At 69.8% G+C, this 21,379-nt stretch carries 17 protein-coding genes; 6 read left to right on the top strand and 11 right to left on the bottom strand.

The window, feature by feature from the left end; genetic code table 11:
- Positions 1–137: 137 nt before the first annotated feature.
- The 3 genes from ACH492_RS13990 to ACH492_RS13980 all read right to left on the bottom strand — a co-directional run bounded on the left by ACH492_RS13990 (position 138) and on the right by ACH492_RS13980 (position 3,283).
- A complete protein-coding gene (locus ACH492_RS13990; protein ID WP_398986084.1) occupies positions 138–1,163 on the bottom strand; it encodes a 6-phosphofructokinase in 1,026 nt (341 codons plus the stop codon).
- Between the two features lie 126 nt (positions 1,164–1,289).
- Complete coding sequence (locus ACH492_RS13985; protein WP_398986082.1) at positions 1,290–2,018, bottom strand: type 1 glutamine amidotransferase; 729 nt, start codon at positions 2,016–2,018, stop codon at positions 1,290–1,292.
- 26 nt (positions 2,019–2,044) lie between these two features.
- Positions 2,045–3,283: a MurT ligase domain-containing protein gene (locus ACH492_RS13980; RefSeq protein ID WP_389182669.1), complete on the bottom strand. Its 1,239-nt coding sequence runs from the start codon at positions 3,281–3,283 to the stop codon at positions 2,045–2,047.
- Between the two features lie 115 nt (positions 3,284–3,398).
- Here ACH492_RS13980 and def point away from each other — a divergent pair, with 115 nt between their 5' ends.
- Complete coding sequence (gene def / locus ACH492_RS13975; RefSeq protein WP_398986080.1) at positions 3,399–3,932, top strand: peptide deformylase; 534 nt, start codon at positions 3,399–3,401, stop codon at positions 3,930–3,932.
- 192 nt (positions 3,933–4,124) lie between these two features.
- On the opposite strand, the gene ACH492_RS13970 is transcribed toward def, so the two are convergent.
- On the bottom strand, positions 4,125–4,772 hold the full coding sequence (locus ACH492_RS13970; protein ID WP_398986078.1) for a TetR family transcriptional regulator: 648 nt from the start codon (positions 4,770–4,772) through the stop codon (positions 4,125–4,127).
- A gap of 167 nt (positions 4,773–4,939) precedes the next feature.
- On the opposite strand from ACH492_RS13970, the gene ACH492_RS13965 reads away from it, so the two are divergent.
- Positions 4,940–6,166, top strand: coding sequence for an acyl-CoA dehydrogenase family protein (locus tag ACH492_RS13965; RefSeq protein WP_307664870.1), 1,227 nt, complete (start codon positions 4,940–4,942; stop codon positions 6,164–6,166).
- A gap of 93 nt (positions 6,167–6,259) precedes the next feature.
- Here ACH492_RS13965 and ACH492_RS13960 read toward each other — a convergent pair whose 3' ends face one another.
- Genes ACH492_RS13960 through ACH492_RS13950 form a run of 3 tightly spaced genes read right to left on the bottom strand, consistent with a single transcriptional unit; the run spans position 6,260 to position 10,202 of the window.
- Positions 6,260–6,748: a glutathione peroxidase gene (locus ACH492_RS13960; RefSeq protein WP_398986076.1), complete on the bottom strand. Its 489-nt coding sequence runs from the start codon at positions 6,746–6,748 to the stop codon at positions 6,260–6,262.
- 30 nt (positions 6,749–6,778) lie between these two features.
- The gene (locus tag ACH492_RS13955) at positions 6,779–7,654 is read right to left on the bottom strand and encodes an acyl-CoA thioesterase (protein ID WP_398986074.1); all 876 of its coding nucleotides are present in this window, start codon (positions 7,652–7,654) and stop codon (positions 6,779–6,781) included.
- A 25-nt stretch (positions 7,655–7,679) separates the two neighbouring features.
- Positions 7,680–10,202 carry a DEAD/DEAH box helicase gene (locus ACH492_RS13950; protein WP_398986072.1) on the bottom strand — a complete coding sequence of 841 codons (2,523 nt, stop codon included), beginning with the start codon at positions 10,200–10,202 and terminating at the stop codon, positions 7,680–7,682.
- A 113-nt stretch (positions 10,203–10,315) separates the two neighbouring features.
- Between ACH492_RS13950 and ACH492_RS13945 the strand changes: the two genes are divergently transcribed.
- Positions 10,316–11,107 (top strand): metal-dependent hydrolase, encoded by a 792-nt coding sequence (locus ACH492_RS13945; protein WP_398986070.1) that lies wholly within the window; start codon positions 10,316–10,318, stop codon positions 11,105–11,107.
- Between the two features lie 56 nt (positions 11,108–11,163).
- Here ACH492_RS13945 and ACH492_RS13940 read toward each other — a convergent pair whose 3' ends face one another.
- Together ACH492_RS13940 and ACH492_RS13935 are read right to left on the bottom strand one after the other, a co-directional pair.
- Entirely contained in the window at positions 11,164–12,945 is a 1,782-nt protein-coding gene (locus ACH492_RS13940) for an ABC transporter ATP-binding protein (RefSeq protein ID WP_398986068.1), read from the bottom strand.
- Positions 12,942–14,759, bottom strand: a complete 1,818-nt coding sequence (locus tag ACH492_RS13935) for an ABC transporter transmembrane domain-containing protein (protein ID WP_398986066.1) — start codon at positions 14,757–14,759, stop codon at positions 12,942–12,944. The genes ACH492_RS13940 and ACH492_RS13935 overlap by 4 nt, the downstream gene beginning before the upstream one ends.
- Positions 14,760–14,916: 157 nt before the next feature.
- Between ACH492_RS13935 and ACH492_RS13930 the strand changes: the two genes are divergently transcribed.
- Positions 14,917–16,509 (top strand): peptide-N4-asparagine amidase, encoded by a 1,593-nt coding sequence (locus ACH492_RS13930; protein ID WP_398986064.1) that lies wholly within the window; start codon positions 14,917–14,919, stop codon positions 16,507–16,509.
- 93 nt (positions 16,510–16,602) lie between these two features.
- On the opposite strand, the gene ACH492_RS13925 is transcribed toward ACH492_RS13930, so the two are convergent.
- A complete protein-coding gene (locus ACH492_RS13925; protein ID WP_398986062.1) occupies positions 16,603–18,075 on the bottom strand; it encodes a Gfo/Idh/MocA family protein in 1,473 nt (490 codons plus the stop codon).
- A 254-nt stretch (positions 18,076–18,329) separates the two neighbouring features.
- Positions 18,330–18,791: a MarR family winged helix-turn-helix transcriptional regulator gene (locus ACH492_RS13920; RefSeq protein WP_398986060.1), complete on the bottom strand. Its 462-nt coding sequence runs from the start codon at positions 18,789–18,791 to the stop codon at positions 18,330–18,332.
- Positions 18,792–18,906: 115 nt separating this feature from the next.
- Between ACH492_RS13920 and ACH492_RS13915 the strand changes: the two genes are divergently transcribed.
- Together ACH492_RS13915 and ACH492_RS13910 are read left to right on the top strand one after the other, a co-directional pair.
- Positions 18,907–20,718 (top strand): ABC transporter ATP-binding protein, encoded by a 1,812-nt coding sequence (locus ACH492_RS13915; protein ID WP_398986058.1) that lies wholly within the window; start codon positions 18,907–18,909, stop codon positions 20,716–20,718.
- 38 nt (positions 20,719–20,756) lie between these two features.
- Positions 20,757–21,362 carry a hypothetical protein gene (locus ACH492_RS13910; protein ID WP_398986055.1) on the top strand — a complete coding sequence of 202 codons (606 nt, stop codon included), beginning with the start codon at positions 20,757–20,759 and terminating at the stop codon, positions 21,360–21,362.
- Positions 21,363–21,379 lie beyond the last annotated feature (17 nt).

Raw genomic sequence — 21,379 nt, 5'->3', positions numbered from 1 at the left:
TCGTACTGGGTTGTCCGCTTGTCCGGACCAGAGTAGAACTGCCCCCGGCCGCGCCTGCGACCGGGGGCAGTTCGTTCAGATATGCGCGATTTCAGAGATGCGCGACTCGGTTATTCGCGACTCGGTTGTCCGCGGTGTCAGAGCACGCACTCGGCCTCGGCGTACCGCTCGGCCGGGACGGTCTTCAGCGTCTCCACGGCCTGGGCCAGCGGCACCATCGTGATGTCCGTGCCGCGCAGCGCCGTCATCATGCCGAACTCACCGCGGTGCGCGGCCTCCACGGCATGCCAGCCGAAGCGGGTGGCGAGGACACGGTCGTACGCGGTCGGGGTACCGCCGCGCTGGACGTGGCCGAGGATCACCGCACGGGCTTCCTTGCCGAGTCGCTGCTCCAGCTCGACAGAGAGCTGCTGGGCAACGCCCGCGAAGCGCTCGTGCCCGTAGATGTCCTTGCCGCCCTCGTTGAACTCCATCGAGCCCTCGCGCGGCTTGGCGCCCTCCGCGACCACGACGATCGCGAACTTCTTGCCCGCCGAGAAACGCTCACCGACCCGCTCGGTCAGCTCGGCGATGTCGAACGGCCGCTCCGGGACGACGATGGCGTGCGCGCCCGCCGCCATGCCGGAGTGCAGCGCGATCCAGCCGGTGTGCCGCCCCATGACCTCGACGATCAGCACACGCTGGTGCGATTCGGCCGTGGTCTTCAGCCGGTCGAGCGCCTCGGTGGCGACCCCGACGGCGGTGTCGAAACCGAAGGTGACGTCGGTCGACGCTATGTCGTTGTCGATGGTCTTCGGTACGCCGACGATCGGCAGCCCGTTCTCGGAGAGGAGGTTGGCGGCCTTGAGGGTGCCTTCGCCGCCGATCGGGATGATCGCGTCGAGCCCCAGCTCGGCGACATGTCCCTTGGCCCGCTCCACACCGTCGCGCAGATGAGCCGGCTGGACCCGGGAGGAGCCGAGAATCGTGCCGCCGCGGGCCAGGATGCCGCCCACCGCGTCAAGGTCGAGCTTGCGGTAGTCGCACTCCAGAAGGCCCTTCCAGCCGTCGTGGAAGCCGATGACCTCGTCGCCGTGGTCGACGACGGCGCGGTGCACGACGGAACGGATGACGGCGTTCAGACCGGGGCAGTCGCCGCCGGAGGTGAGCACACCAATGCGCATAGCCCGAAATACCTTTGCAACGTGGGCCGACTTCCGGACCACGTCGTCCGGTTCGATCCCCGCCACCCTACCGGCGCGGGGTGACGGAGCCGAACCGGGCGTCCGAGGGGTGGACGCGACCGACTGTCAGGCGGGCTGGGTCGCGGCTGCGATGCGCTCGGCCCGCAGCGACTCGTACCACCGGTCGTCCGTCGGCGGCAGCGCGTTCACATCGAGGGCCAGCTTCAGCAGCAGGTCCGCGACCTGCGGGTTGCGGGCCATCACGGGACCGTGCATGTAGGTGCCGAACACCGTCTCGTTGTACGCGCCTTCGGTTCCGTCGCCCGTGCCGTTGCCCCGGCCGAGGATCGTGCGCGCGAACGGGCGGGCCGTCGGGCCGAGATGCGTGATGCCCTGGTGGTTCTCGAAGCCGGTCAGCTGCGGCAGCCCCAAGCGCGGGTCGATGTCGGCCAGTACGTCGCCGACGCACCGCTCGCCCTCGCCGCGCGTGGAGACCACGTCGATCAGACCGAGACCCGGCTCACGCTCGCCCAGGTCGTTGATGAACTCGTGGCCGAGGATCTGGTACCCGGCGCAGACCGAGAAGATGATCGCGCCGTTGGACGCGGCTCGGCTGAGCCCGCCGTCGCGGCGCAGCCGCTCGGCCGCCAGCCGCTGCGGCCGGTCTTCGCCGCCGCCGATCAGATAGATGTCGCCGGAGGTGGGGACCGGCTGGTCGCTGCGTACGTCCATACGCATCACGTCCAGGCCGCGCTGCCGGGCCCGGCGCTCGACGACGAGGGCGTTGCCCTGGTCGCCGTAGGTGCTGAGCAGGTCCGGGTAGACCCAGACCAGACGCAGGCTGTTGTCGCTCATGCTCATGTCCTTTTCGGGGTCCGCGGTCAGTTGCCGACGCGGCGGCGCAGGTCCTGGAAAGCGGTGTAGTTGGCGATCGCCTCGATCCGCCCGGGCGGGGCCAGCTGCACCGCCTCGTCGACGGACTCACACACCCGGAAGTCCAGGCCCGCGACCTCGAGCCGGACCGCGAGGTCCAGTTTGCGGTCGCCGATGACAAGGATCGGGTGGCCGGCGAGCCGGGTGTAGTCGACGTCCCAGAGCCACGAGGTGTCCGTGCCGTCGGCGCCACGGGCGTTGACCGACAGGATGACCGGGGTCGGCGGCGGGTCGATCAGGGAGAACGTTTCGAGCCAGCCGGCCGGGTTCTTCGCCAGCAGCAGGCGCAGGTCGCGGTTCAGGAAGGAGACGACGTCATAGCGGCCGGCGACGGCCTGCACGGAGTACATGCGCTCCAGGGCGACCTGCGGCGGCACGCCGAAGCAGGCGGCGACCGCGGCGGAGGTGGCGGCGTTCGCCTTGTTGGCGCGGCCCGGCAGCTGGAGGTGGATCGGCCAGGCCGATCCGTGCGGGTCCAGGACGTGATCGCCGCTGAGCACCCAGCTCGGGGCGGGCCGGCGGAAGCCGCACTCGCCGCAGAACCAGTCGTCGCCGGGGCGCTGCATCACACCGCCGCAGGATGGGCAGGACCAGGCGTCGTCCTTCCACTCCTGGCCGGCGGCCACCCACACCACATTGGGCGACGAGGACGCGGCCCACACGATCAGCGGGTCGTCGGCGTTGGCGATGACCATGGCCTTCGTACCGGCAAGGCCCTCACGCCACTTCTCGGCGAGCATCCGGGTCTCGGCCGCGCGGTCCAGCTGGTCGCGCGAGAGGTTGAGCAGCGCAATCGCCTTCGGGGTCACGTCGCGGGCGACGCCGGCCAGGTATTTCTCGTCGACCTCGATCACACCGAACTTGGCGTCGGAGCCGCCGGCCAGTGCCGAAGTGATGCCGGCGGGCATATTGGCGCCGAGCGCGTTGGAGACGACAGGGCCGCTGGCCCGCAGAGCCTCGGCAATCAGCCGGGTCGTCGTGGTCTTGCCGTTGGTCGCCGACACGAGGACGACGTCCAGGTGCTGCGCCAGCCGCCCCAGCAGATCGGGGTCGAGCTTGAGCGCGACCCGGCCGCCGATCACTGATCCGCTGCCGCGTCCGGCGGCGCGCGACACCGCTGCCGCGGCCTTGCCTGCCGTCACGGCCAGCTTGGCGCGCGGCGTCAGGGGCTCCGAGTTGCCTGACATCGTCCTTGATCCTCCTTGCATCGGTCCGGCCCAGCCTATCGAGGTCCGGTCGGGCGCCCGTACGTCGGCACCGTCGGAAAACGTGGAGGTCACGCGGGACCGTACGCTTACGGCCATGCGAAACCGGCCGATCCCCGGCAGTTCCGGACTCGTGAGGGCCATGAGCCTGTTCGGAGATCCGGTGCTGCACGCCCCCTGCGAGACCGTCAGCGACTTCTCGGCAGGGCTGAGCAAGCTCATCGAGGACATGTTCGCGACGATGTACGCGGCCCAGGGGGTGGGCCTTGCGGCAAACCAGGTGGGGACGCCTCTGCGGGTGTTCGTCTACGACTGCCCGGACGACGAGGACGTCCGCCACCTCGGACACATCGTCAACCCCCGCCTGGTGGAGGCGGACGGGGTCACGGTGCGCGGCCCGGAGGGCTGCCTCTCGCTGCCGGGCCTGGAGGCCGGGACGGAGCGCTACGACCGCGCGGTGGTGGAGGGCGTGACGTCGGACGGGGCGCCGGTGCGGGTGGAGGGCACGGGCTTCTTCGCGCGGTGCCTTCAGCACGAGTGCGACCACTTGGACGGGCTGGTCTACCCCGACCGCCTCAGGGGCTGGCGCCGCACGAAGACACTGCGCGCGGCGCGCAGGGCAGCCTGGTAACCGGCGGACTCTTTCCCGAACTGGGGCTCCGTCCCGGGCCCCGCGTCTCAAACTCCGCCGGACTTCGTCCGGAGGGACCCCACGAGGCCTGAATTTCCGCCGGACGGGCGGAAATTCAGGCCCGTCCGGCGCTTGAGGGCAGCGACTGAGGGGGGTGCGGGGTCTGGGGCGGAGCCCCAGTTGACAAAGCCCCTAGAAGCCAGGGCCGCCCGCGCGGTCGCCCGCCGCCGCCAAGCGGCCCCAGAGCAGATCGGCCAGGCTCCGCACCAACTCCGCGCGGGAGCAAGGACGTTCGCCGAGCCACCAGTCGCCCGCCGCGTGCATCATGCCGACGATGCCGTGGCCCCACACCCGCGCCAGCTGCTCGCTGCCGGGGCCCAGGTCGACCCGGTCGTGGATCACCTTCGCCAGCTCCTCGCCGAGTCGGCGCAGCAGCGGCGCCGAGTGGCGGCCGACGTCGAAGCCCGCCTCCGACGGCTGGGCGTCCTCGGCCGGATGCATCAGGAAGCGATAGACCTGCGGGCGTGCTTCGATCGCCGCGAGATACGTGTCGAGCGTGGCCTCGACCCGCTCGCGGCGATCCGCGGGCGCGTCGACCGCCGCCCGCAACGCGTCCAGCAGCGCGTCCGTGTGGCGCTTGGCGAGCGCCCGGTACAGGCCGCCCTTGTCGCCGAAGTGCCGGTACAGGATGGGCTTGGTGATGCCCGCCTCCGCGGCGATGGCGTTCATGGAGGCCTGTGGCCCGTCCCGGAGCACCACCCGGTCCGCCGCTTCGAGCAGCTCCCGGCGCCGCTGGTCGGCCGGCCTCTGCTGGTCCGCCGCCTGCTGTGTGGTCTCCATAGTTCTATCTCCCCGCCCGAGCGATTGCGTGACGCCTGCGCAACGTAACACCCTGACCGCTGTTCCAGGTCAACCGGCCATGGCTGGTTGACACGCGCTACTTGCCGGTAACAGACTTCTGTTACCGCAAGTAACATGCAGGAAGTCACCGCAGTGCTGGAGGGAACATGGCCGAGTTCACGCTCGAACTCAACGACGACCAGAAGCAGGTCCGCGATTGGCTGAACGGCTTCGCCAAGGACGTGATCCGCCCGGCCGCCGCCGAGTGGGACGAGCGTGAGGAAACCCCCTGGCCGGTCATACAGGAAGCGGCCAAGGTGGGAATCTACTCCCTCGACTTCTACGCCCAGCAGTTCTTCGACCCGACCGGACTCGGCATCCCGATGGCGATGGAGGAGCTCTTCTGGGGTGACGCCGGGATCGCCCTCTCCATCGTCGGCACCGGGCTCGCGGCCGTCGGCGTCCTCGCGAACGGCACCGAGGAGCAGATCGGCACCTGGATCCCCCAGATGTACGGCGATGTGGACGACGTCAAGGTCGCGGCCTTCTGTTCCTCCGAGCCGGACGCGGGCTCCGACGTCGGGGCAATGCGCACCCGCGCGGTCTACGACGAGGCCAAGGATGAATGGGTGCTGAACGGCACCAAGACCTGGGCGACCAACGGCGGCATTGCGGGCGTCCATGTCGTGGTCGCCGTCGTCGACCCGGAGATCGGCTCCAAGGGCCACGCCTCCTTCATCGTCCCGCCGCAGACCCCCGGCCTCTCGCAGGGCCAGAAGTTCAAGAAGCACGGCATCCGCGCGTCCCACACCGCCGAGGTGGTCCTGGAGGATGTCCGTGTCCCCGGGCACTGCCTGCTCGGCGGCAAGGAGAAGCTCGACGAGCGTCTCGCCCGGGCGCGGGAGAGGGCCAAGGCGGGCGGCGAGCGACTGAAGAACGCGGCCATGGCCACCTTCGAGGCGTCCCGCCCGGCCGTCGGCGCGATGGCGGTGGGCACCGCCCGCGCCGCGTACGAAGTCGCCCTCGACTACGCCACGACCCGCAGCCAGTTCGGCCGCCCGATCATCGACAACCAGGGCATCGCCTTCCAGCTGGCCGATATGCGCACCCAGATCGACGCCGCTCGGCTGCTGGTGTGGCGCGCCTCCTGGATGGCGGCGACGGGCAAGCCCTTCACCTCCGCCGAGGGCTCCATGTCCAAGCTGTACGCGTCCGAGACCGCGAAGAAGGTGACGGCGCAGGCCATCCAGATCCTGGGCGGCAACGGCTTCACCCGCGAGTACCCCGTGGAGCGCATGCACCGTGACGCCGCGATCTACACGATCTTCGAGGGCACCAGCGAGATCCAGCGCCTGGTGATCGCCAGAACCCTTTCGGGGATGCCGATTCGTTAGTCTCTGTCGTTATTTGCCGGAATTGCCGGACGGGCTTGATATCAAGCCCGTCCGGCAATTGCGTGCGGCCCGGCAAGGGGACCCGCGGCGAGGTCAGGCGGCGAGCAGCGCCTCGATCGCGGCGACGACCTCCGCGGCCTCAGGCTCTGTGGTCGGCCGGATCCGGGCCACGACCTGGCCGTCCTTGCCGATGAGGAACTTCTCGAAGTTCCACTGGATGTCGCCCGCCTCACCGTCGGCGTCCGCGACCTTCGTCAGCTCCGTGTACAGCGGGTGCCGGTCGGCGCCGTTCACATCCGTCTTCTCCAGCATCGGGAAGGTCACGCCGTACGTCGCCGAGCAGAAGGACTGGATCTCCTCCGCGCTGCCCGGCTCCTGGCCCGCGAACTGGTTGCACGGCACGCCGAGGACGCTGAACCCCTGGTCGCCGTACTGCTTCTGCAGCCGCTCCAGACCGCCGTACTGCGGGGTCAGCCCGCACTTGGAGGCGACGTTCACCAGCAGGACGGCCTTGCCCTGGTAGTCGGCGAGCGAGGTGGGTTCACCGGCGAGCGTGCGCAGCGGGATGTCGTACAGGGTCATGGAATCTCCTCAGTGGCAGGCAATCGACGTTCATTGTGAACGCCAGGGACGGAAGAGACCTTCCTGCACGACCGATACGAGAAGATTGCCCTCACGGTCGTAGATACGGCCGCGCGCCAGTCCCCGGCCGCCCGTCGCGATCGGCGACTCCTGGTCGTACAGGAACCACTCGTCCGCACGGAAGGGCCGGTGGAACCACATCGCGTGGTCCAGCGAGGCCATGTCGAAGCCGCGTCTGCCCCACAGCGGCTCCACCGGGATGCGGACGGCGTCGAGGAGCGTCATGTCGCTCGCGTATGTCAGCGCGCAAGTGTGCACCAGCGGGTCGTCGCCCAGGGGCCCGACCGCGCGCATCCACACTGCGCTGCGCGGGTCCGCCTCCTTGATCTCCTCCGGGGTCCAGCGCAGCCGTTCGGCGTAGCGGATGTCGAAGGGCTGGCGGCGGGCCATCCGCTCCAGCGCCTCGGGCAGCGCGCCCAGATGCTCACGGATCTCCGCGGTGACCGTGGGGAGGGTCTCGGGGTCCGGGAAGTCGAGACGCGGCGGCAGCTGGTGCTCGATGCTGCCCTCCTCCGGCCGGTGGAAGGAGGCGGTCAGATTGAAGATGGTCTTTCCCTGCTGCACCGCCGTGACCCGGCGGGTGGTGAACGACCGGCCGTCCCGCACGCGCTCGACCTGGTAGACGATCGACACCCCGGGGATGCCCGGGCGCAGGAAGTACGCGTGCAGCGAGTGGACCGGGCGCTCACCGTCGGTGGTGCGGCCGGCCGCGACCAGCGCCTGGCCCGCCACCTGCCCGCCGAAGACCCGTTGCAGGGACTCCTCCGGGCTGCGCCCGCGGAAGATATTGACCTCGATCTGCTCCAGGTCGAGCAGATCGACCAGGCGCTCGGCCGGGTTCGTCATCGGGTGTTCTCCTGTGTTCCCAGTGTCAGAGCTGGCCGACGTCGGTGACGCGCACAACGGCACGGCCTTCCTCGTCGGAGGCCGCCAGATCGACCTCCGCGCCGATACCCCAGTCATGGTCGCCGTTCGGGTCGGCGAAGATCTGCCGGACGCGCCACAGCCCGTGCTGCGCGTCCTCCTCGATCAGCAGCAGCTTCGGGCCCCGCGCGTCCGGCCCGGTGCCCAGGTCCTCGTACTCGTCCCAGTACTTGTCCATCGCCTCGCCCCAGGCGTCCTCGTCCCAGCCGGACTCGGCGTCCAGCTCGCCGAGCTCGCGGACGTGGTCCAGCGCGGCCAGTTCGACCCGGCGGAACATGGCGTTGCGCACGAGCACCCGGAAGGCGCGGGCATTGGCCGTGACCGGCTTGACCTGGTCGGCCTTCTCCTGGGCCTGCTCGGCAGTCTCGATCTCCGGGTTGGCGAGCTGCTCCCACTCGTCCAGCAGGCTGGAGTCGACCTGCCGCACCATCTCACCGAGCCAGGCGATCAGGTCCTCGAGATCCTCGGACTTCAGATCGTCCGGGATGGTGTGCTCCAGCGCCTTGTACGCGCTCGCGAGATAGCGCAGCACGATGCCCTCGGTGCGGGCGAGTTCGTACCAGGAGGTGAACTCCGTGAAGGTGAGGGCCCGTTCGTACATGTCACGGATGACGGACTTCGGCGAGACCGGGTGGTCACCGACCCACGGGTGCGACTTCTTGTAGACGTTGTACGCGTGCCAGAGCAGCTCTTCCAGCGGCTTGGGGTACGAGATGTCCTGGAGCCGTTCCATGCGCTCCTCGTACTCGATGCCGTCCGCCTTCATCTGTCCGACCGCCTCACCGCGCGCCTTGTTCTGCATGGCGGCGAGGATCTGGCGGGGGTCGTCGAGCGTCGACTCGACGACGGAGACCATGTCCAGGGCGTAGGACGGGGACTCCGGGTCGAGCAGGTCGAAGGCGGCGAGCGCGAACGTCGACAGTGGCTGGTGCAGCGCGAAGTCCTGCTGGAGGTCGACGGTGAGCCGGATGGTGCGGCCCTCGGCGTCGGGCTTGTCCAGCTGCTCGACCACCCCGCCGTCGAGCAGCGAGCGGTAGATGGCGATGGCCCGGCGGATATGGCGCAGCTGCGCCTTGCGCGGCTCGTGGTTGTCCTCGAGGAGGCGGCGCATCGCCGCGAAGGCGTTCCCGGGCCGGGCGATCACCGAGAGCAGCATGATGTTGGTGACCCGGAAGCGCGAGGTCAGCGGCTCCGGCTCGGAGCCGATCAGCTTCTCGAACGTGGTGTCCGACCAGGCGACGAAGCCCTCGGGAGCCTTCTTCCTGACCACCTTGCGGCGCTTCTTCGGGTCGTCGCCGGCCTTCGCGAGCGCCTTCTCGTTCTCGATGACGTGCTCGGGGGCCTGGGCGACCACGAAACCGGCGGTGTCGAATCCGGCCCGCCCGGCGCGACCTGCGATCTGATGGAACTCGCGGGCGCGGAGAGTACGTACGCGATTGCCGTCGTACTTGGTGAGAGCGGTGAACAGCACCGTGCGGATGGGAACGTTGACGCCGACGCCGAGCGTGTCGGTACCGCAGATGACCTTCAACAGGCCTGCCTGCGCGAGCTTTTCGACCAGACGGCGGTACTTGGGCAGCATGCCGGCGTGGTGCACGCCGATGCCATGGCGTACGTAACGGGACAGGTTCTGCCCGAACTTGGTGGTGAAGCGGAAGTTGCCGATCAGTTCGGCGATCTTGTCCTTCTCCTCGCGCGTGCACATGTTGATGCTCATCAGCGACTGCGCGCGCTCGACCGCCTGGGCCTGTGTGAAGTGCACGATGTAGACCGGCGCCTGCCTGGTTTCGAGCAGCTCGGTCAGGGTCTCCGTGATGGGCGTCGTGACGTACTCGTACGAGAGCGGGACAGGCCGGGTCGCGGACCGCACGACCGAGGTCTCGCGGCCGGTGCGGCGGGTCAGGTCCTTCTCGAACATGGAGACGTCGCCGAGGGTCGCCGACATCAGGATGAACTGCGCCTGCGGCAGTTCGAGGAGCGGGATCTGCCAGGCCCAGCCGCGGTCCGGCTCGGCGTAGAAGTGGAACTCGTCCATCACGACCTGGCCGATGTCGGCGTCCTTGCCGTCGCGCAGGGCGATGGAGGCCAGCACCTCGGCGGTGCAGCAGATGACCGGGGCGTCGGCGTTGACGGAGGCGTCGCCCGTCAGCATGCCGACGTTCTCGGTGCCGAAGAGCTTGCAGAGGTCGAAGAACTTCTCGGAGACCAGCGCCTTGATCGGCGCGGTGTAGAAGGTGACCTTGTCCTGGGCCAGAGCCGTGAAGTGCGCGCCCGCGGCGACGAGGCTCTTACCTGAGCCGGTGGGGGTCGAAAGGATCACATTTGCCCCGGAAACCACCTCGATCAGCGCCTCCTCCTGAGCCGGGTAGAGCGTGATGCCCTGGCCTTCGGCCCATGACGAGAAGGCTTCGAAGAGGGCATCGGGGTCGGCATCCGGCGGCAGCTGATCGATAAGTGTCACGCCCCCCATCTTGCCTGCCTTCACCCCCGATCAGGGAACCGGACGGCGACGGCAAGATCACGGGGCGATACGCTGCCCTGTCAACTGGCTTCACCACAAGAGCAAATGGGGCGGGAACGCACATGATGGGACCGGCGCACTCTCTGTCCGGGGCGGCTGCCTGGCTGGGGGTGGGCGCGGCGACCGCTGCCGCCGGCCACTCGATGCCATGGCCGGTCCTCGTTGTCGGAGCGCTTATCTGCGCGGGCGCGGCGCTCGCGCCGGACCTCGACCACAAGGCGGCGACGATCTCGCGGGCCTTCGGGCCCATCTCGCGCGGACTGTGCGAGGTCGTCGACAAGCTGTCGTACGCGGTCTACAAAGCGACGAAGAAACAGGGCGACAAGCGCAGGACCGGCGGCCACCGCACGCTCACCCACACCTGGCTGTGGGCGGTCCTGATCGGCGCGGGCACCTCCGCGCTGGCGATCACGGGCGGCCGCTGGGCGGTCCTCGTGATCCTCTTCATCCACCTGGTGCTCGCGGTCGAGGGCCTGCTGTGGCGGGCGGCGCGGGTCTCCAGCGATGTACTGGTGTGGCTGCTCGGCGCGACGAGCGCGTGGATCCTGGCGGGCGTACTGGACAAGCCCGGCAACGGCGCGGACTGGCTGTTCACCGCCCCCGGCCAGGAGTATCTGTGGCTGGGCCTGCCGATCGTGCTGGGTGCGCTGGTGCACGACATCGGCGACGCGCTGACGGTCTCGGGCTGCCCGATACTGTGGCCGATTCCGTTGGGGCGCAAGCGCTGGTACCCGGTGGGGCCGCCCAAGGCGATGCGGTTCAGGGCGGGCAGCTGGGTGGAGCTGAAGGTGCTGATGCCGCTGTTCATGCTGCTCGGGGGAGTGGGCGGCGCGGCGGCCCTCGGATACCTCTGATCGGATACCTCTGAGGGGCGCCGCGCGCTTCACCCGGCGCCGGAACCGCCCCCGCCTCACCCGTGCCAGGACCGCCACAGCGCCGCGTACGCGCCGTCGGCGGCCACCAGTTCGTCGTGGCTGCCCAGTTCGCTGATCCGGCCCTCCTCCACCACCGCGATCACATCCGCGTCGTGCGCCGTGTGCAGCCGGTGGGCGATGGCCACCACCGTGCGGCCGTCCAGGACCCGGGAGAGCGAGCGCTCCAGATGGCGGGCCGCGCGCGGGTCCAGCAGCGAGGTCGCCTCGTCCAGGACCAGCGTGTGCGGGTCCGCCAGGACCAGCCGGGCCAGGGCGATCTGCTGGGCCTGGGCCGGGGTGAGGGCGAGACCGCCCGAGCCGACCTCGGTGTCCAGGCCGTCGTCCAGCGCCCGCGACCAACTGTCCGCGTCGACCGCTCCGAGCGCGGCCCACAACTCCGCGTCCGACGCGCTCGTGCGGGCCAGCAGCAGGTTGTCGCGCAGGGAGCCCACGAACACGTGGTGCTCCTGGTTGACCAGTGCCACATGCTCACGGACCCGCTCGGCGGGCATCTCGGCCAGTTCCGCGCCCCCGAGCGTGATCTGTCCCGCGCGCGGTGCGTAGATGCCCGCGAGCAGCCGCCCGAGCGTGGACTTGCCGGCGCCCGAAGGACCGACCAGAGCCAGCCGGGTGCCCGGTTCGACGTTCAGCGTCACCCGGTGCAGCACGTCGACGCCCTCGCGGTAGCCGAAGTGCACCGTGTCGGCGCGAACCCTGCGGCCGTCCGGCACCACGCCCGGGTCGCCGGCGTCCGGCTCGATGTCGCGTACGCCGACCAGCCGGGCGATCGACACCTGGGCGACCTGGAGCTCGTCGTACCAGCGCAGGATCAGGTTGACCGGGTCGACCAGCATCTGCGCGAGCAGGGCGCCCGTCGTCAGCTGCCCGACACTGATCCAGCCGTGCAGCACGAAGACGCCGCCGATCAGCAGCACCGAGCAGAGGATCGTCACATGCGTCACGTTGATGACGGGGAAGAGCACAGACCGCAGATAGAGCGTGTAACGCTCCCACGCGGTCCACTCCTTGATCCGCTGCTCGGACAGCGCCACCCGGCGACCGCCGAGGCGGTGCGCCTCCACGGTCCGCCCGGCGTCCACCGTCTCGGCCAGCATGGCGGCGACCGCCGCGTATCCGGCGGCCTCCGAGCGGTACGCGGAGGGCGCCCGCCTGAAGTACCAGCGGCAGCCGATCACCAGCACCGGGACGGCGACGAGCACCGCGAGCGCCAGCGGCGGCGCGGTCACCGTGAGCGCGCCGATGAGCAGGCCCGCCCAGACCACGCCGATCGCCAGCTGCGGCACGGCCTCGCGCATCGCGTTGGCCAGCCGGTCGATGTCGGTGGTGATACGGGAGAGCAGATCACCCGTACCGGCCCGCTCAAGCACACCGGGCGGCAGCCCGACCGACCGCACGAGGAAGTCCTCGCGCAGGTCGGCCAGCATCTCCTCTCCGAGCATCGCCCCGCGCAGCCGCATCAGCCGTACGAACACGGTCTGCACGACCAGCGCGAGCGCGAACAACGCGGCGGTGCGCTCCAGATGGAGCTCGCGCGCCCCGTCCGCCAGGTCCTCGACGAGTCCGCCGAGCAGATACGGGCCGACCATCGAGGCGATCACCGCGACGGCATTGACGGAGACGAGCAGCACGAAGGCCCTGCGGTGCCGCCGCAGCAGTTCGCTGACGTATGCCCGCACGGTCGCCGGGGTCCCGACGGGCAGGGTCGCCGCCGCCTCCGGGGCCGCCGGGTCGTACGCCGGTGGCGCCACGCCGATCATGCCGACTCCTCGATCTCTTCCAGTGCTTTCAGCGCGTCGATGGCATCGATGCCACCGAGCTGCTCTTCCTCGGTCTCGCGGGTGACGACCGCGCGGTATTCGGCGTTGCTGTACAGCAGTTCGCGGTGCACGCCGACCACCGACACCTCGGCGTCGTGCACGAACACCACCCGGTCCGCGCGGTCGAGCAGCAGCGGTGAGGAGGCGAACACGACCGTGGTGCGGCCGGCCCGCAGCTCCCTGACGCCCTGCGCGATCCGCGCCTCCGTGTGCGAGTCCACGGCCGACGTGGGCTCGTCCAGCACCAGCACCTCGGGGTCGGTCACCAACGAACGTGCCAGCGCGAGCCGTTGGCGCTGCCCGCCGGACAGCGAGCGGCCGCGCTCGGTGATCCGCGTCCGCATCGGGTCGCCCGAGTCCTCTTCCGACGCCTGCGCGAGCGCGTCCAGTACGTCACCGCACTGCGCTGCCCGCAGCGCCGCCTCGGCACTCACCTCGCCCGAGGCCGGCACGTCCAGCAGCTCCCACAGCGTCCCGGAGAGCAGCACCGGGTCCTTGTCCTGTACGAGGACGCAGGTCCGAGCTCCATCGAGCGGCAGGTCGTCCAGCGCCACCCCGCCCAGCAGGACGGAGGGGCTCTTCTCCTCCTCTGCGGCATGACCGCCCAGCCGCTCGGCGAGCAGCCCGGCCGCGTCCGGGTCGCCGCACACGACTGCGGTGAACCGGCCCGCCGGGGCGAGCAGACCGGTGGCGGGGTCATAGAGATCCCCGGCCGGAAGGGCGGCATCGTCGAGGCCGCCGCGCTCGCCCTCGTAGGAGGTCCGCTCCAGCGACAGCACCCGGACCGCCCGCTGCGCGGAGGGCCGCGAGAAGGAGTACGCCATGGCGATCTCCTCGAAGTGCCGCAGCGGGTACATCAGGAGCGTGACCGCGCTGAAGGCGGTGACCAACTCGCCGACCTCGACCCGGCCGTCGCGGGCGAGCCCCGCGCCGTACCAGACCACCGTGATCAGCAGCAGACCCGGCAGCAGCACCTGGATCGCCGAGATGAGCGACCACATGCGGGCGCTGCGGACGGCCGCCCTGCGCACCTCCTGGGAGGCCTGGCGGTAGCGGCCGAGGAACAGTTCCTCGCCGCCGATGCCGCGCAGGACCCGAAGGCCCGCGACGGTGTCCGAGGCCAGTTCGGTGGCCTTGCCGGCCTTTTCGCGCTGGATGTCGGCGCGCCGGGTGGCCCGCGGGAGCAGCGGCAGTACGGCCAGGGCCAGCACCGGTACGCCGACGGCGACCACGACGCCCAGTGCCGGTTCGTACAGGACCAGGCCGACGCAGATCAGAACCACCGTGATGGCTGCCGCGGCGAAGCGCGAGACCGCCTCCACGAACCACCCGATCTTCTCGACGTCGCCGGTGGAGACCGCGACCACCTCGCCGGCGGCGACCCGACGGGTCAGCGCCGAGCCCAGTTCCGCCGTCTTGCGTGCGAGGAGCTGCTGGACGCGTGCCGCGGCGGTGATCCAGTTGGTGACGGCGGTGCGGTGCAGCATCGTGTCGCCCAGGGTGATCGCCACGCCGCACAGCGCGATGAGCGCGCCTGCGAGCGCGAGGCGGCCGCCGGAGCGGTCCACGACCGCCTGCACGGCCTGGCCGACGCCCAGCGGCAGCCCGGCGACACCGCAGAAGTGCAGCAGTCCCCAGGCCAGCGACTTCAGTTGGCCGCCCAGCTGATTCCGCCCCAGCCACAACAGGAATCGCGGCCCTGACCTGGCATCGGCCACACCGGGGTCGGGATACGGAAGATCGCGAATCTGCATGACGTCCCAGGGCTCGAAGTGTGGCGGAAACCGTGCAAGGTTCGCCTTTTGCTGCCCCGTCCCGCAATCTGTTTTTGTGCGGCAGTGCACACAACACGCCAAGATCGAACAACTCGCCCTGGTGCTTGGGACCCGCCGCACGCTTCACTCCTGACGCATGAGACGACGACAGATCATGTCCATGCTCGCCGGGCTGGCGCTGGCGGCCGGGTCGCTGCTCGGCGCCGGGACCGCCGCCGCGGCCGACGATCCTCCGGCGGAGTTCGGCAGCGACTGGCACGACCCGGTCACCGCCGTACCGCCCGTCGGCCGGCCCGGTACGAAGTCCTGCCAAGTGACGCTCGCCGAGGCACAGTTCCGCGATTTCACGCCGTACAAGGGCAGTTACACGCCCCCGAAGGGGTGTGGCGACCGCTGGAGCAAGGTGGTGCTGCGGCTCGAAGGAAGCGTCAAGGGACGGCAGTACGACCGCCTCGGCTATCTCACCGTCGGAGGCGTGGAGATCCTGCGCACCTCCACCCCGCAGCCTTCGCCGGACGGCATCGCCTGGTCGGTGGAGAAGGACGTCACGCGCTACAGCGACACCCTGCGCGGCGCCCAGCCGGTCGAGATGCTCATCGGCAATGTCGTCAACGAGACGTACACCGGCATCTTCGATGTCACGGTCACGCTGACCTTCTACGCCGCCGGGCGCGCTGCGACGAGTGCGGCGATGCCCGACAAGGTGCTTGCGCTGGACGGCACTTCGCTCACCACACCGCGCAACTCCGAGCGGATCGTCGCCGAGGTGTACGCCACCGGATCGGGCGGCGGCTGCGAGGAGTACTGGTATCTGACTGTCCCGGACGCTGCGCCGTACTCCTGCAAGGCCGCCGACGGCCCCTACCGCGAGGTGCAGATCAAGGTCGACGGGCAGCTCGCAGGAATCGCCGCCCCCTTCCCCACGGTGTGGACCGGCGGCTGGTCCAACCCCTTCCTGTGGTACGTGATCCCGGGGCCGCGGGCCTTCGACATCAAGCCCGTCCAGTACGACCTCACGCCTTTCGCCGCCCGGCTCAACGACGGCAGGCCGCACCGCGTCGAGGTGTCCGTCGTCGGAGTCCCGGCCGGCCAGACCGGCTGGTCCACGCCCACCAATGTGCTGGTGTGGCAGGACGAGGGGAGGGAGGTCGTCACCGGCGCGCTGACCCGCCACGAGGAGAGCGCACCCGTCAACTCCACGACGTACACGCCGGGTTCGGAACACCGGCTCGACACCAGGGGCGGTCACCGGCTCACCGTCACCGGTCACCTCGACACCTCGCACGGAAGGGTCGCGACAACCGTGCACCGCGCGCTCGCGGGCGCCTCCGTCCACCGCTGGACCGAGGGCGAGAACCAGGATGCGCTCAAAGGGACCTGGAGGGACGACGAGACCGTGACAAGCGGGCGGCAGATCACGGCCACCCACCGGACGTACACGATGGACGGCGTCACCACGCTGGGCGCCGGGGACCGGCTGCGTACCGTCCTCACCCTGGGGGACGAGGCCGACACCGTCGTCACCCGGGGCGGGAAGAGACTGACTTGGTCGCGGCTGTTCGACGCGTACGCGGGTGACGCGACGTACACCGCCAATGTGCCGCGCGACCAGCGGCACGCGGTCGGCACGACGGCGGAGCGCTACCGGCTGTACGGCTCCGGGGGCTGCTACGACCGCGCTCTGCGGACGGTCCAGGGGGTGGTGACCGAGGACAGGCGGCGCTGCTGAGGACGTCGAGGCTCCTGTAGCAAGGGCGAATCGGCCCAAGCGAGTCGAGGTGGGCGGGGCCCGGTCTGTGCGAGCCGGGCCCCGCCTGCCCCATCAGGCTGTGGGCTTGACCGAGTCCACGCCGGGGCGGGACTTCTTCCACTCGCCCCGGGTGAAGTCCGGGATCGGCTGCGGTGCGCCCTTCGCCTTGATCGACGCATGGCTCAGCGGCACCGGAGCCGTCCAGGTCGCCGCGTCGTACACATCGAAGTCGGGCACGAGACCACGCTGCATGCACTGCATCAGCCGGAAGATCATGATGTAGTCCATGCCCCCATGACCGCCGGGCGGGTTGGAGTGCTCCTTCCACAGCCAGTGGTCCCAGTCGGCGTACTTCGCGAAATCGCCCCACTGGTCGTCGGTGTGGTCGGGCTCGATATAGATCCGCGACGGGTAGTCCTCGAAGACACCCTTCGTCCCGCCGAGGCTGTTGATCCGGCTGTAGGGATGTGGCGTCGACACATCGTGCTCCAGGCGGATGACCCGTCCCTTCGCCGTCTGGACCAGGCTGATCGTACGGTCGCTCTCGATGTACGTCTCCTTCCAGCTCGGGTCGCCCGGCGGCATGGTGGCCTTCCGGTACTCGGCAAGACCCAGCGCGGGCGTACCGAAACTGGATATGTGCGTCACACGGTCACCGCGGTTGATGTCCATGTAGTTGGAGACCGGGCCGAAGCCGTGGTTCGGGTAGAGGTCGCCACGCAGCCGGGTGTGCCACAGCCGCCGCCAGGGACCTTCGTAGTAGTCCGGGGCGAACATCAGGCCGCGCAGATCGTGGTTGTACGCGCCCGCGCCGTGCAGCAGGTCGCCGAACTTGCCGGCGTGCGCCATGCGCAGCACCCGCATCTCGTTCTTGCCGTAACAACAGTTCTCCAACTGCATGCAGTGCCGTCTGGTGCGCTCGGAGAGGTCTACCAGCTCCCACAGCTCGTCCAGGCGCATGGCGATCGGACACTCCACGCCGACGTGCTTGCCGTTCAGCATGGCGGTCTTGGCCATCTCGAAGTGGAAGTCCCAGGGCGTGGCCACATAGACGAAGTCGATGTCGCCGCGCTTGCACAGGTTCTCGTAGTCGTCCTCGCCGTTGGTGTAGACGGCCGGCGCGGGCTGGCCGGCCTTGACCACCTTGGCGGCTGCGCTCTCGGTCTTTGCCTTGACCGGGTCGCAGAGGCCGACGACCTGGACTCCGGGGAGGGCGAGAAAGAGGTCGATCATGCTGCCGCCGCGATTGCCGAGGCCGACGATCCCGACGCGCACGGTGCCGCGCCGCTCGAAGGGCACCCCGGCCATCGTGCCGCCCCTGCGGGCGGGCGCTTCGGCGGTCTCCGCTTCGGCCTGCGAGGCCGCCGTCTGCGCTGCCGCACCGGCCGTGCCGCTCTCCGCCGCCGCCGCGGGGCCGGTGCCGAGCGCGCCGAGGCCGAGCCCGGCGCCCGCCACACCGGCCGTGGTCCGCAGTACGGAGCGACGGCTCAGCGAGCCGTCGTCGCCCTCCGCCATACCGGGGTCCTGCTGTGCTGCGTCGTTCATCGAGCCTCCAGGAGACGTGTCGTTGAGCTGACGTTGCGCGGCGTGCTGCGGCCGGTTCAGTGAACCTCGGTAAGGACCTTGGTAGTTGGTGCTGCTGATGCGCAAGAGAACTTGTTTGGACTCTTGGTCCGAGCTCATGGACTCTTCTGCGCGAGTTCGCCGGGGACCTGGCCCGGCGCAAGCGGAATGCCTTCAGTACCGCCTCACGACGCGAATGCGCCGACTGGGGCGAGCTGAAGGTGAGTTGCGACGGCTCAGCAGCGCGGCGCGGGCCCGTCGACCAGGGTGGACAGCAGCCCGCCGAGCACCTCGCGCTGGTCGGCGGTCAGGGGAGCCAGGATGTCCTCGGCGGCCGCTCGTCGCGCCTCGCGCAGCGCCCTGAGCGTGGCACGGCCGGTGTCGGTGAGCTCGATCCGGATCACCCGGCGGTTGGTCGGGTCGGGGGCGCGGCGGACGCAGCCACTCGCTTCCAGACCGTCCACCAGGCTGGTCACGGCGCGGGGGACCACCTCGAGGCGGGCGGCGAGATCGGCCATGCGCGGCGGCTCGTCGTAATGCGCGAGGGTGCGCAGCAGCCGGGACTGGGCGGGGGTGATCGCGATGTCGGCCGCCTCCAGCTGCCGCTTCTGGCTGCGGTGGAGCCGCCGGGTCAGCCGCAGCAACTGCTCGGCCAACAGGCCGTCGGGATCGGGGAGCCCTGAAGATGAGGACAGCATGTGGGAACAATATCAGGACCAGACTCATTGTGAAGATAGGTAACAATGAGCTATGCTCCCAAGATCTTCACTGTTCCATCCCGTCGAACCCGTCGAGCCCTTGTCGAAGGAGCCCATGCGCATCCACGCCGAGTCCACCTGGACACCACCACCACGTGATCCGGAGCAGCCGCCCGCCCAGGTGCGACGGATCCTCCGGCTTTTCCGTCCCTACCGAGGCCGCCTCGCCGTCGTCGGCCTGCTCGTCGGCGCCGCGTCGCTCGTCTCGGTCGCTTCCCCCTTCATGCTGCGCGAGATCCTCGACACCGCGATCCCGCAGGGCCGCACCGGCCTGCTCAGCCTGCTCGCCCTCGGCATGATCCTGACCGCGGTGATGACCAGCGTCTTCGGCGTACTCCAGACGCTGATCTCCACCACCGTCGGCCAGCGCGTCATGCACGATCTGCGCACCGCCGTCTATGCCCAGCTGCAGCGGATGCCGCTCGCCTTCTTCACCAGGACCCGCACCGGAGAGGTCCAGTCGCGCATCGCCAATGACATCGGCGGGATGCAGGCGACCGTGACCTCCACCGCGACCTCCCTGGTCTCCAACCTCACGGCGGTGGTCGCCACCGTCGTCGCGATGCTGGCGCTGGACTGGCGGCTCACCGCCGTCTCGCTGCTCCTGCTGCCACTGTTCGTCTGGATCAGCCGCCGCGTCGGCCGCGAGCGCAAGAAGATCACCACGCAGCGCCAGAAGCAGATGGCCGCAATGGCTGCCACCGTCACCGAGTCGCTCTCCGTCAGCGGCATCCTGCTCGGCCGCACGATGGGCCGCGCCGACTCGCTGACCAAGGCCTTCGCCGAGGAGTCCGAGCGCCTCGTCGACCTCGAAGTGCGCTCCAGCATGGCCGGGCGGTGGCGGATGTCCACCATCGGCATCGTCATGGCCGCCATGCCCGCCCTGATCTACTGGGCCGCGGGCCTCGCGCTCCAGTCCGGCGGCCCCCAGATATCGATCGGCACGCTCGTCGCCTTCGTCTCGCTCCAGCAGGGCCTGTTCCGCCCGGCCGTGAGCCTGCTCTCCACCGGAGTGCAGATGCAGACCTCGCTCGCCCTCTTCCAGCGGATCTTCGAGTACCTCGACCTGCCCGTCGACATCACCGAGCCCGAAAAGCCGGTGCGGCTGGAGAACATCAGCGGCGAAGTGCGGTTCGAGGACGTCGACTTCGCATACGACAACAAGCAGACGCGGCCGACCCTCGACGGCATCGATGTGACCGTGCCCGCGGGCGGCAGCCTCGCAGTCGTCGGGCCCACCGGCTCCGGCAAGTCCACGCTCAGCTATCTGGTGCCCCGGCTGTACGACGTCACCGGGGGCAGAGTCACCATCGACGGAGTCGACGTACAGGACCTCGACTTCGACACCCTCGCCCGGGCCGTGGGAGTCGTCTCCCAGGAGACGTATCTCTTCCATGCCTCCGTCGCCGAGAATCTGCGCTTCGCCAAGCCGGACGCCACCGAGGCGGAGATAGAGGCGGCCGCGCGCGCCGCGCAGATCCACGACCACATCGCGTCGCTGCCCGACGGCTACGACACCCTGGTCGGCGAGCGCGGCTATCGCTTCTCCGGCGGCGAGAAGCAGCGCCTCGCCATTGCCAGGACGATTCTGCGCGACCCGCCCGTCCTCATTCTCGACGAAGCGACCAGCGCCCTCGACACCCGTACCGAGCACGCGGTGCAGCGGGCGATCGACGCGCTCTCCACGGGCCGGACCACCATCACCATCGCCCACCGGCTCTCCACCGTCAGGGACGCCGACCAGATCGTGGTCCTCGACGCGGGGCGAATAGCCGAGCGCGGCAGCCACGAGGAACTGCTCGACCGGGACGGCCGCTATGCCGCTCTGGTGCGCAGGGACGCGCAGTTGACCCCGGTCGCACCCTAACCGACCGCCATTCGTCGGGTACGGCATGATCACCGCCCATGAGAGCTCTTCTTGGGGTGGACCTGCCCGGATACCGGCCCGTCGACCATGACGTATGGACCAATGACGAAGGCGACGTGCTGTCGCTGCACTTCTTCGGGCTGCCGCCGGACCTGCCCGCGTCGCTCGATGACGGTCCCGCGCTGCGCGGCGCGCTCACCCGTCTGACCGCAGAGGCGGGCGGCGGCCTGATCGAGGCCTCGGTCAAGTCGCTGGGGCAGTTGCCCGCACAGCTGCCCGCGCTGAAGCAGATACTGAAACTGCCGCTGCCGGGACAGCCCAGCGGCCAGGCATTCATCGGCAGCTTCACCGTGCCGCGCGGCAACTGCAGCACCGTGGTGAAGATCCAGGCGCCCGAGCGCGGCATGACGGGGATGCGCGAGGCCATGGTGATGGCCCAGGTGGGCCACGACAACTACTTCCGGCCGCACCCGTATGCCCCCGAGGTGCAGGGCGGTCTCCCCTTCCACGCCGCCGACCACGCCCAATGGGACGCGCAGTTCCCCGATCACCCGCTGACCAGGGTGCGGCGCACCCTCGACGCGCTCACCGAAGCGGTCCGGGTGGTACCGGAATTCGCTGCCCTGCCGCCCTTCACGCCGTAGGGGCCGTGTCGCTGCGG

It is taken from the genome of Streptomyces sp. NPDC019443 (genome assembly GCF_044389785.1).
Classification (GTDB): Bacteria; Actinomycetota; Actinomycetes; order Streptomycetales; family Streptomycetaceae; genus Streptomyces.
This window is presented reverse-complemented; position numbering and strand designations above follow the sequence as displayed.